Annotated in this window: 12 protein-coding genes; 4 read left to right on the top strand and 8 right to left on the bottom strand. The window is 43.9% G+C overall.

The features are described 5' to 3' along the window. Positions 1–190: 190 nt before the first annotated feature. The gene (locus AB4496_RS01880) at positions 191–826 is read left to right on the top strand and encodes an START domain-containing protein (protein WP_012601207.1); all 636 of its coding nucleotides are present in this window, start codon (positions 191–193) and stop codon (positions 824–826) included. Positions 827–884: 58 nt separating this feature from the next. On the opposite strand, the gene AB4496_RS01875 is transcribed toward AB4496_RS01880, so the two are convergent. The 4 genes from AB4496_RS01875 to AB4496_RS01860 form a co-directional block, all read right to left on the bottom strand. Beyond that, entirely contained in the window at positions 885–1,415 is a 531-nt protein-coding gene (locus tag AB4496_RS01875) for a hypothetical protein (RefSeq protein WP_009846115.1), read from the bottom strand. An 8-nt stretch (positions 1,416–1,423) separates the two neighbouring features. After that, positions 1,424–1,810, bottom strand: a complete 387-nt coding sequence (locus AB4496_RS01870; protein ID WP_009846114.1) for an MAPEG family protein — start codon at positions 1,808–1,810, stop codon at positions 1,424–1,426. A 646-nt stretch (positions 1,811–2,456) separates the two neighbouring features. Next, the gene (locus AB4496_RS01865; RefSeq protein WP_004737023.1) at positions 2,457–2,924 is read right to left on the bottom strand and encodes a YjiG family protein; all 468 of its coding nucleotides are present in this window, start codon (positions 2,922–2,924) and stop codon (positions 2,457–2,459) included. Beyond that, positions 2,924–3,661, bottom strand: coding sequence for a nucleoside recognition domain-containing protein (locus AB4496_RS01860; protein ID WP_009846112.1), 738 nt, complete (start codon positions 3,659–3,661; stop codon positions 2,924–2,926). Before AB4496_RS01860 ends, AB4496_RS01865 begins: the two co-directional genes overlap by 1 nt. Positions 3,662–4,087: 426 nt before the next feature. Here AB4496_RS01860 and nhaD point away from each other — a divergent pair, with 426 nt between their 5' ends. Beyond that, complete coding sequence (gene nhaD, locus AB4496_RS01855) at positions 4,088–5,527, top strand: sodium:proton antiporter NhaD (protein ID WP_012601208.1); 1,440 nt, start codon at positions 4,088–4,090, stop codon at positions 5,525–5,527. Position 5,528: 1 nt separating this feature from the next. Here nhaD and AB4496_RS01850 read toward each other — a convergent pair whose 3' ends face one another. The 3 genes from AB4496_RS01850 to AB4496_RS01840 all read right to left on the bottom strand — a co-directional run bounded on the left by AB4496_RS01850 (position 5,529) and on the right by AB4496_RS01840 (position 8,127). Beyond that, positions 5,529–5,912 (bottom strand): hypothetical protein, encoded by a 384-nt coding sequence (locus tag AB4496_RS01850; RefSeq protein WP_102257674.1) that lies wholly within the window; start codon positions 5,910–5,912, stop codon positions 5,529–5,531. A 207-nt stretch (positions 5,913–6,119) separates the two neighbouring features. Beyond that, positions 6,120–6,596 (bottom strand): methylated-DNA--[protein]-cysteine S-methyltransferase, encoded by a 477-nt coding sequence (locus AB4496_RS01845; RefSeq protein ID WP_102257675.1) that lies wholly within the window; start codon positions 6,594–6,596, stop codon positions 6,120–6,122. An 82-nt stretch (positions 6,597–6,678) separates the two neighbouring features. Next, positions 6,679–8,127, bottom strand: a complete 1,449-nt coding sequence (locus AB4496_RS01840) for an AlkA N-terminal domain-containing protein (protein WP_017097793.1) — start codon at positions 8,125–8,127, stop codon at positions 6,679–6,681. A 232-nt stretch (positions 8,128–8,359) separates the two neighbouring features. Between AB4496_RS01840 and AB4496_RS01835 the strand changes: the two genes are divergently transcribed. Beyond that, complete coding sequence (locus AB4496_RS01835; protein WP_012601212.1) at positions 8,360–8,563, top strand: hypothetical protein; 204 nt, start codon at positions 8,360–8,362, stop codon at positions 8,561–8,563. A 210-nt stretch (positions 8,564–8,773) separates the two neighbouring features. Here AB4496_RS01835 and AB4496_RS01830 read toward each other — a convergent pair whose 3' ends face one another. Next, entirely contained in the window at positions 8,774–9,664 is an 891-nt protein-coding gene (locus AB4496_RS01830; protein WP_029222811.1) for a LysR family transcriptional regulator, read from the bottom strand. Positions 9,665–9,820: 156 nt separating this feature from the next. On the opposite strand from AB4496_RS01830, the gene AB4496_RS01825 reads away from it, so the two are divergent. Further along, positions 9,821–10,174 carry a DUF413 domain-containing protein gene (locus tag AB4496_RS01825; RefSeq protein ID WP_017097795.1) on the top strand — a complete coding sequence of 118 codons (354 nt, stop codon included), beginning with the start codon at positions 9,821–9,823 and terminating at the stop codon, positions 10,172–10,174. Positions 10,175–10,221 lie beyond the last annotated feature (47 nt).

Raw genomic sequence — 10,221 nt, 5'->3', positions numbered from 1 at the left:
GGAAGAAACCGAACGCTTCCGTTTTTATTTTCACGGCTCAAATACAAATAAGCAGCCAATTATTGATAACACCAAGATAAACAGCGATGTAACGCTCAAACCAGAGAGAAATCAGTGCGATTTCAGCACGAATCAAAACCATTTTTATTCTATACTCCTAAAGATAAGCTTTTCTTTTCATGGAAGAATAATGATATTACCTAGGATTTTAGCAATCGGACTCTATGCTTTATCAACACTGACTTACGCTGCTCCATGGCAGTTCGTAAAAAGTGAAGATGGCATCATCATTGATAAGAGACCTCACACTGAAGGCTTGGTAGAAATACGAGCACAAATGCAAACGCCCACCACTTATTCTGGTTTTTTGCTGTTATTGGAAGACAGCGCGAACGTGCCAAACTGGATAGATAACGTATCGGAAAGTCGTGTTTTGATGCAGATATCTGAGGATGAAAATATCGTCTATACCCAGTTCAAAGCGCCTTGGCCTGCCAGAGATCGCGATATGGTGACCTACTCAAAATATAGCATCGAGGATGGGCAGTTTGTCTTGTCGATCAAGGATGCGTCTGATTATTTGGCGAAAGAGTCGGGGTACATTCGAATTTATGATGTAGATGCCTTATGGACTCTGCAACCGCTCACCAATGGTAATACCTATATCACCTATACCGCTTACGCGAACGCAGGTGGCATCCTGCCAAATTGGTTAATGAACAAATTATCGATTGATAGTGCACTGAGCACGTTTAAAGGGCTAAAAGAACAATTACAGAAGTACCAAGGCCAGCAGCACCCTAACCTGCCAAGTGAGTCTCGCTAGCGATACCAGTCGATGGGTAGATAACTAGGTAGCTAAGTAAGTGGTAGATAAATAGATACTAAGGCCTTCTAGCGAGGTCGCGAGCTAAGATAAGTGCTAAACCAAACACCTGAAGAAACAGGGCAATATTCTTGTAGAAAGCCATTTTTTCATCGAGCCTTTGGATTAATTCAACCAAGGTCAGATTATCCAAATAGTAGTCATCAATTCGTGCTCGTTGGGCTTCTTGAGCACTGTTTATCAGCATCATAAGCTTGGGTAAATTAGCCAACGAGATGGCTGGCACCTCCTCACTCACCCAACTCCGGAGTTGGCCGCGCAGCGCTTCATCGAGGATGGTGGCAGGTTGAGCGGTTTCTGTTGAGGGTTTATCTAGGTGGATCAGAATGGCTTCACGCTTGCGCTCTAAGGTTTCGATCGTATTCCAGGCCAGTTGTATTGAGTACACATTACCGTATTTACGATCGTTGTATTCCGATTTTTCCGCTTCAATTTTGTCGAGCACCAAGCTCGACATGACAATAGCCATGACGTTCAGTATGAGACCTGCAAGGACAATCGCCCAAGCAGGGGGAAGGCGCAATGCCATAATGCTCCCTAGAACATTTTATCAAAAGGTAGGTAAGCTAAGTTTAGGACAATCAAAGAGATCATGCAGATAAGCGTCAACACCATGCCCACTTTTCTACCCTTTAAGTTTTTTGCCAGAATACCTTTTGCATGAATCACACGCCCCAGAATAAATGCAACACCAATGGCATGAATAAGCCACACACTGGCACCATTCATCTCCAAAAAGCCCATCAAAATAACCGTAATTGGGATGTAATCCATTGCATTACTTTGTGCGGAACGTGCTATCTGTAGCGACTCAACACCGCCATCTGCATGAGCAACCAGATTGATTCGTCTTTGCTTAATGACTTCTATCGCCAACCAAATCATTACGACCGTCAGCAAGGCTGCGTAAAGTGCTGTAACCATTATATTTTCCTATTACTTTGAGTTTGTTGAGCGTATTTCGCTCACCTATCGACGGATGAGTTCGACAACGAATGATATTCGCGCCCGAAAATTTGTAAGAGATCTCTCACACCGAACGTAAGAGATCACAGTCAAGCTTCGCAGAAAAAAGTAAAATTACAAACCCAACCCCTTGTTTTATATGAATCCACGCATATTTATTTTAGTTAACGAGGATATTTATTTCCTAAGGCTAATTGCGAATAAAGCCTCCAAAGTGTTTAATACTCATGTCGACAGGGAGTTGGCAAGAACAGGAAAAGCCTAACGGATTAGGTATCTTCAGGATGAAGATTTGATGGCTTAGGATGAGTGATCAGCAAGGAAGTTTTACTCTAGGATAGAGTCACTTGTCAGGATGATGAGTTAGCATGGACACCGCTAGGAAGGCGATGGATTGGATAGGTTAAAGGATTTAGCCAAATCAAGGAACGATGCAAGGAGCATACGTGACCTTATTAAAAAATAAGTAACAACGTCAGTAGCAGGATGGCTACGAAAAAGAATAAACCCCGTTTGGTGAAAGCCAAACGGGGTTTCTTTTTTCAACATCGAAAAGCTATTAGTAACTGATCGTTCAAATAGTAGCTAATCGTTCAAAGCCACGTTACAAAATAATGTTCATCAAAAACATAGCACCAAACGCATTCAATACTGAAATCGCGATCATCACAGGGATATAACGACCTTCAGTACCAATTGGTCCCATGATGCGTCCCATATATTGCACCTGAGAACCCATCAAGTAGATAGCTGGCGCCAAAATAGCAATATGGTTGCCGTTCAAAATGCCTTGGTCAAATAGCGTGATAACCACACCGACTGCACCACCCATCGACATCCACGCGCCAATCAATACTGCTGCCGCTTCGCCCGGTAAACCAAATACCGCCATGATAGGTGCAAACACACTACCCATCAGATCCAGTGCACCAGTAATCTGCAACGCCTTAATAATCACAAACGCCATCAGAACATTAGGTACTGTAGAGGTTGTCGCAATAACCCAGCCTTTCTTAGCACCTTCAACGAAAATATCAGTAACCATTGGTTTCTTTGCTTTAACTTCGCTCATTATGCTACTTCCTCTTCCAGTTTTTGTTCTTTGTCTGATTTTGTTTTGTCTTCTTTACCTTCAGTAATATTGAGGTAAAGGCGGAATAAGTTCGCACCAACAAACTTGAAGATAAACATCACCGCAACAGCAAGACCAATTGACGATGTCACTGCCAAAGAACCATCCATCGCCGTTAGAGTGAACAACACCGCACCTGAAGAGAAAAAGTTAACGATCGCCGCACCCGCAGTAAACTGGAACATGGTGAACACATCGGTTTCACGCTTAGTCAAATGCCCTTCATCTTTGAGCTGACGTGTCATCGCAGCACCCGCATCGGTACTTTGCAGAGAAGCAATCAGTGCCAAGCCTGAGTTGCCCGGAATACCCATTAAAGGACGAAGTAGTGGAGTTAGTAGTTTACGAGCCGCGTCCAGTGCACCGTAGTGCTCAAGTACGTTAATCATGCCCAATGCAAACATCACGGTCGGAATAAGTGTCAATGCAAAAATGAAACCGTCGCGCGCACCACTACCGCCTTTACCACGCAGTGACGTCGTTGCCGCTTGGATACCATCAGCCGACTCACTCACATCGTAAGCGACCTTACCAAATGAACCGTTGAGCGTCGTAAAATCGAGCACTCCATACCATTCATTGGACTGCATTAAGCCTGAAAAGAACACAATCGCGAACGCGAGTGCGATATAGCTGCCGATCGTGACTTTACGATCGGTTTTGGTTGGATTAGTCATAAGGACCTCTATACATCTCGTTTATGTGGAACATAACACGTATAGATAGTGCAAACTAATGAGCAAAAGGTTAATGACCAAAATCAAATAGTGCATCGGTTTAAATAAAAGAACCAAAGCAACATATAAAACTGTGATTCAAATTTTAAAGTAGAGGTATACGCTAAAAAAATTAGAATATTTCTCATACAAAACTAAACAAACCTAGCTTCAACACCGCAATCAAAAACGCACATAATCGCCACAATAATCAGGCTTCGAATAGAAAGTTCAAAAAAATCTTTCATCGTGATCTCACGTTTTCACCCAATCTACTGTTTTCTATATAATCTATTGAATTATTAAGATATCTATCACACTGAACAGGGTTATTTAGGTCTACGCTTTTACCCGTGTTAATAACTTATTAACTTCGGAGCGTAATCCATGTTAGGTATCCAGCTTTCTGCTGTTCTCTCTTTATTATTTTTTTCTACGGTAGCAGGCGCTGCCACTTCTCAGTTGGGAGAGCCGCTCAAACTAACCAGTTCATTTGCTGGCTACCTATCGCTGACCATTTTCGTTGTCGCCTACATCGTGGTGATGATGGAAGAATACCTAAAACTCCGAAAATCCAAGCCAGTTCTACTTGCAGCGGGCCTAATCTGGATAATCATTGGTTTTACCTACCAAGAACACAACCTTGTTGAAGTCGCCAAACAAGCGCTCGAACACAACCTGCTGGAATATGCCGAGCTATTACTCTTTCTACTCGTCGCCATGACATACATTAGCGCCATGGAAGAGAGGAGACTGTTTGATGCGCTGCAAGCGTGGATGGTAGGCAAAGGCTTTAACTTTCGCTCTTTGTTCTGGATAACCGGTATTCTGGCCTTCTTTATCTCACCGATCGCAGACAACCTCACGACAGCTCTATTGATGTGCGCTGTGGTTCTTAAAGTGGCAGGTTCTAATCCTAAATTCGTCAACCTAGCCTGCGTGAATATCGTGATAGCCGCCAATGCTGGCGGTGCATTCAGTCCATTCGGAGACATCACAACACTCATGGTGTGGCAGGCTGGTTATGTGAGCTTTAGTGAGTTCATTCCTTTGTTTATTCCTTCGGTGATGAATTACCTCGTCCCTGCGTTGATCATGTCTTACTTTGTACCCACCACTCAGCCCGACACAGTCCATCAACACGTTGAATTAAAACGTGGTGCGAGGCGCATCGTATTCTTGTTTATTATGACAATAGCGACCGCTGTTGCTTTCCATGCCGTACTCCACTTCCCTCCAGTAATGGGTATGATGATGGGGCTCGCCTATCTGCAGTTCTTTGGCTATTACTTACGCAAGACTTTGCCCAACTCACTCGCCAAGAAAAAGGCAGTGGCGATCGCCAATAACGATGAAGGCGCCCTGAAGCGACTCGGTTCTGTTGTGCCGTTCGATGTATTTCGAAGAGTTTCTCATGCCGAATGGGACACGCTTTTGTTCTTCTACGGCGTGGTAATGTGTGTCGGTGGCTTGAGTCTACTTGGTTACTTGGAATTAGCTTCGGGCGTGATGTATAGCCAGTGGGATCCAATTTGGGCCAACGTCATGGTGGGGATCTTATCGGCTATTGTCGATAACATTCCGGTGATGTTTGCCGTGTTATCCATGGAACCCCAAATGTCGATGGGCAACTGGCTACTGATCACCCTAACCGCAGGCGTTGGCGGCAGCTTATTGTCTATTGGTAGTGCCGCTGGTGTTGCATTGATGGGGGCGGCGCATGGAAAATACACCTTCTTTGGCCACTTAAAATGGATGCCAGTAATCATGATTGGTTATGGGGTCAGTATCGCCGCTCACCTATGGCTGAACGGTGATATGTTCTAGCCTAATGCATATCAACTAAAGGCTTATCAACACGTGTCCAGACGTTGCTTAACTGCACTGCTGGACACTGGTTGCAGGTTAACACCGCTCCTTCTTGTTGAATGCGCATCATCAACCCAGAATCCACTCGGCTATTTCCTGAATTCAACTCGATGTTAATCAAATCATTTTCAATACGATAAGTTCTAGTGACCGTGTTACCGATTGTTTGATAGGTCATTTGTCCTGACTCAAAAAGTAGATAGCTGTTATCGTCCGCGTTCTCATACATCCCTTTGAACAAAACAAGCTGCGGTACTTCAAAGGGGCGACTAGTATCAGTTAAACAACCGGTCAGCAATAACACACTAGTGAAAGCTATTATCAGAAAATGATGGTTATTCATTTGGGCATCCTTGCCTAAAAATCATGGCTAAATAATATGCAACCAAATCATTATTTTCCAGAAAGTAGCGAATTTATTGCAAAGTCACGTTTTTATTGCAGAGTCACGCTGGGATCTCTTAATGTTCCTCCTGAGTCGTACAAACCTTCAACCTTAACCGATAGAACAGCGTTTCAAGTTGCTAGCTCAGTAGCTTTCTAAGCTTACTTACTTTCTTCCCTCAATCACTAACAAACGCTGTTTACGCTCTACCCCCCCCGCATAACCCGTCAGCTTTCCATTTTTACCTATCACACGATGACACGGCACAATCACAGACACCGGATTTTTGCCATTCGCCAAACCCACTGCACGCACCGCTTTTGGGTTACCAATCGCATCAGCTAATTGAGCATAGCTCCATGTTTCTCCATAAGGAATGGTCATCAGCGCTTGCCAAACCGACTGCTGAAACGGAGTGCCCTTGGCTGCGATCGGCACAGAAAACTGGATAGCTTCACCAGCAAAATAGCGATTGAGCTGTTTGATAGCCAACGCAAAGATCGGAAAGCTATCATCTTGAACACCTAACTGTTCGGGCTTGGTAGTGTGAGTTTCAAACCAAAGGCCGAGCAGCCCTTCATCGTTCGCCTGTAACGTCACGGTTCCTAGTGGACTTTGATAATAAGTAAAACGGTTAGTCATAATCTCTCCTAGCTTGGTAATTCCGATGTTTATTCATTGCTTCTATATCAGATAGGTATCTCTATTCCACTTGAAACATCGTTTAAGACTGATTCCAACAATGGAACGTGGCGTAACTTCCCCAAGGCGAAACACTCTCTGTATTAATGGTAGGGCGATGCTCGATGAATTTCTTCACCACCAAATCGCCTACTAGCAAGTGGTTAGGTTCACTGAGCCCGCGCAGCAGCGCATATTGAATCGTCCAAGGACCAATACCTTTGAGATCAATCCACTTAGAAGGATGCTCAGCTTCGTTATCGACCATGTATTGGGCAAAACGCTTTAAGGTTTCCTTACGACTTCCCGGCATCCTTAGAAAGCTCACATCAGCATCAGCTATTTGTTTAGGTGTAGGGAAATACGCTTTCTCTGATGAATCAGCAATTTGTTGTAAGTCAGAGCACTCTTGTGAATTAGCTTGCTCTTGTGAATCAAACACCTGATATGAACCTGAGAGCTTTCGCACCAACAAGTTGAGCTGACCAATGGCCGCTGTTACCGAGACTTGCTGCCCGAGAATCGCTCTTACTCCGGCTTCCCAAGCACTCCACACACCAGGGATACGAATACCACTCTTAGCCACCAAGTTGGGATCAATGGTGCTAAAGAAATCTTCAACTTTGCTGATATCAACATCAAGGTCGAACATACGTCGAATATTGGCGATCAAACTTCTTAATTGGCTCATATCATCCAACTCAAACTCAATATCCAAACTGCTCTCTTTGGCTAAAGTGGCCTTGAACCAGCCCTTCGAGCCGTTCACGTTCACTGTGCGTTGGTAATAACCGTCGCCCACCTCTTCTAAGCCTTCGATCATTCGTCGTCGATAAAAGCCCAGCAAATGATCCCAGTCCAACGGGCCATGGAAACTGAGTTGGATATGATTACTTAGATTGTTACTTGGCTTAGCTCTTCGTATTTGACTTGGCGAAAGCTGAAGCTCTTTTTGAAAGGCATCATTGAAGCGGCGCGTGCTGTTAAAACCACTCGCAAAACCGACATCGGTAATGCTCATGCTGCTGGTATGCAGTAACTGCTTGGCAAACATCAATTGGCTATAAAGGCTATATTGCTTCGGTGACACCCCGATGTAATTGTCGAACAAGGTTCGTAAATAACGATCTGAGATGCCTAGTCGAGTGGCAAGGTCGACAATCGACCCCGAATTCAGCGCACCGTTGTCGATTAATTGCATAGCTCGCAGAAAGGTAGTTTCAACACCTTTCCAAGCCGGAGAAAAAGGCGCGCTGTCTGGTCGGCAACGTAAGCATGGGCGATAACCCGCTTTCAAAGCCTGAGCTTGATGAGAAAAGTATTCGACATTTTCTTCTTTGGGTGGACTTGCAGGGCAAATAGGGCGACAAAAAATCCCGGTGGTTTTCACCGCTGTGAAAAACATCCCATCAAAGCGAACATCTCGCGCATATCGAGCCAAATGGCACTGCTCACTCGTTAACGCGCTGTTGTGATGAATATTCTTAGACATACTCTGTCCTTCTCATTAGCCATACTGTGCTCCAATAACTAAAAGTTTACCGTGAACTGTTATTGTCGCTAGCCATTTTCGGAACTGAAGGTTAGATAAATCACAAAAAAGGGTTTTCTTTTCGCTCAATTCGACTAAATTTAACCTTGAGAAAGGATTATTCTCACAACGTCAACGAACGGTACTCAGCACATTAAGATGCAGAGACCTATCGAATAATAAGGAAAAGGCTATGGTTCTTCACACATGTCGTATTGTTTTATCAAACCAACAGGTTCTCACCAGTCAATCAGTCGAACAGTCTCTAAGCTTTCTTGAAGACGAAGCGGATAAGGGGATTTCTAAGATTGAGATTGACGCAACGGATGGCAATCAAATCCATTCTTACATGTCACACTCTCTTGAAGAGTCTATCGAGAATCTAATGAATCTCTAGAATTTTCGAAGAATAGTGCTTTGAAGTGATAGGGCTTTTAAAAAAGGTTACGCATACCAGGCTTAAACGGTTTTATCCGAGTTAGGGTTATCTCTGATTTGGAAAAGAAAATCATCTCTGGTTTAAAAACAAAAATGGCTCCCAACTATATAACTAGTTAGGAGCCATTTTTATTTAGTCAACAAAGCATATTGGTTACAGAAACAGCTGTTACTCTGGTGTTTGTTCAGCGGCTTGTTGCAACGTGTAGGCAGTCGATGGGTCAATTTCATTAACCAACTTCTCAACCTGAATGATCGCATCAACCGAAGTACTGCTTTTACGGTAGCTCAGGTAAATTGGGCGATACCAGTCTTCAACCCCTTTGACCTTGTGCAATTGACCCGACTCGATAAAAGGTTCAACCATAGAAACAGGTAAATACGCACTGCCACCTTTCTCTAAGATAAAATCTAAAGCGATACGAGCTGTTGAGGTACGTAGATACGGCGCAGGCACTTTGGGGTGACGCTCGGCGTGTTCAGAACCAAAACGCGTTCCCCAGTCGACATAAACGTATTTATGTTGGAATACAGATTCCAGATCATCTTGCTCCGTTGATACCAACACCAAAACCAAGTCAGCGACTTTTTTACAGTTCAGCTCTTCCGCTTTGATCTGATCGAAAGCAAAAGCCATGTCTAAGGTTCGTTCTAGCAAATTACGGTTCAGCTGTTCGCGACCCATCACCTCGGCCATAAAGCCGTAGCCACCGAAAGAGTCGGTCACCACACTTAAGCAGTTTTGTAGATACGCATCCCAGATATTCGGTGTGCCACCCAGTGTTAACTGCAACGCTTTTCCACTCTCTAACGACAGCTCAAATTTGGCTTGTTGTAAGGTGGATACCATCACTTCAGCATAACCAATCAAACGCTCACCAGAAGAGGTCAGCTTGATGTTATTGCGGTCACGAATGAAGAGCTGAGTATCAAAATAGCCTTCAAGCTGTTTAATCCGCGCACTCACCGCTGCTTGTGTTAAATACAAGTTTTCAGCTGCACGCCCAAAGTGGCGCACCCTTGCAACCTCAAGAAAGGTTCTAAATACTTTCACATCCATCAAAAATACATCTCTGTAATAAATCTGCTAACTAGCCGATCTAGGATTGTTTATCGTAAAGGCAAAAACGTTTTGTTTCCTATTTTAGCCTTTTAACAATATTTTCGCGTGAGCAATAAACACTAATTTCTATCTAACCACATTACTGAGGCTGATATGTCTGAGACCGAATTCCGACACGGAAAAAAACGTTTTTATGACACCATTAAATTCCCACGAGGGTTTGCTAAGTCGGGTGATTTTACTCTTTCAGAAGAGGAAATCCTAACCTTGTTTGGTGACACTATGCTTGCACTTGAGACTGGCGAACTTTCGCCAAGCAACTCAGAAGAAAAACATTTCATCAAAGTGTTGTCTCACCCTCATAAGGCGAAGTCCAAGTTAGAGCGTGTTTGGTTGAAGTACATTCAACTGGCTCGTGGACGCCGTCGCTTTCATACCCTAAACGGCTGCAAACGCAGCGAAGTTTCTCGGGAAGAATACGAAAGAGAGTTAGTGTTAGAAGATTAGTAAAACAGCTCAAAGTGATACCTCATCACTTTGAGCTTTTTTTGGGT

This window comes from Vibrio sp. 10N.222.46.A1 (genome assembly GCF_041473595.1).
Taxonomy (GTDB): Bacteria; Pseudomonadota; Gammaproteobacteria; order Enterobacterales; family Vibrionaceae; genus Vibrio; species Vibrio tasmaniensis_A.
The sequence above is the reverse complement of the archived record's forward strand: the minus strand, read 5'-3'. Positions and strand labels throughout refer to the sequence as shown.

Excerpts from the sequence above, each read along its gene's own strand:
- AB4496_RS01880 (WP_012601207.1), top strand. The coding sequence starts at position 191 with ATGATATTACCTAGGATTTTAGCAATCGGACTCTATGCTTTATCAACA.
- AB4496_RS01875 (WP_009846115.1), bottom strand. The coding sequence starts at position 1,415 with ATGGCATTGCGCCTTCCCCCTGCTTGGGCGATTGTCCTTGCAGGTCTC.
- AB4496_RS01870 (WP_009846114.1), bottom strand. The coding sequence starts at position 1,810 with ATGGTTACAGCACTTTACGCAGCCTTGCTGACGGTCGTAATGATTTGG.
- AB4496_RS01865 (WP_004737023.1), bottom strand. The coding sequence starts at position 2,924 with ATGAGCGAAGTTAAAGCAAAGAAACCAATGGTTACTGATATTTTCGTT.
- AB4496_RS01860 (WP_009846112.1), bottom strand. The coding sequence starts at position 3,661 with ATGACTAATCCAACCAAAACCGATCGTAAAGTCACGATCGGCAGCTAT.
- nhaD (WP_012601208.1), top strand. The coding sequence starts at position 4,088 with ATGTTAGGTATCCAGCTTTCTGCTGTTCTCTCTTTATTATTTTTTTCT.
- AB4496_RS01850 (WP_102257674.1), bottom strand. The coding sequence starts at position 5,912 with ATGAATAACCATCATTTTCTGATAATAGCTTTCACTAGTGTGTTATTG.
- AB4496_RS01845 (WP_102257675.1), bottom strand. The coding sequence starts at position 6,596 with ATGACTAACCGTTTTACTTATTATCAAAGTCCACTAGGAACCGTGACG.
- AB4496_RS01840 (WP_017097793.1), bottom strand. The coding sequence starts at position 8,127 with ATGTCTAAGAATATTCATCACAACAGCGCGTTAACGAGTGAGCAGTGC.
- AB4496_RS01835 (WP_012601212.1), top strand. The coding sequence starts at position 8,360 with ATGGTTCTTCACACATGTCGTATTGTTTTATCAAACCAACAGGTTCTC.
- AB4496_RS01830 (WP_029222811.1), bottom strand. The coding sequence starts at position 9,664 with ATGGATGTGAAAGTATTTAGAACCTTTCTTGAGGTTGCAAGGGTGCGC.
- AB4496_RS01825 (WP_017097795.1), top strand. The coding sequence starts at position 9,821 with ATGTCTGAGACCGAATTCCGACACGGAAAAAAACGTTTTTATGACACC.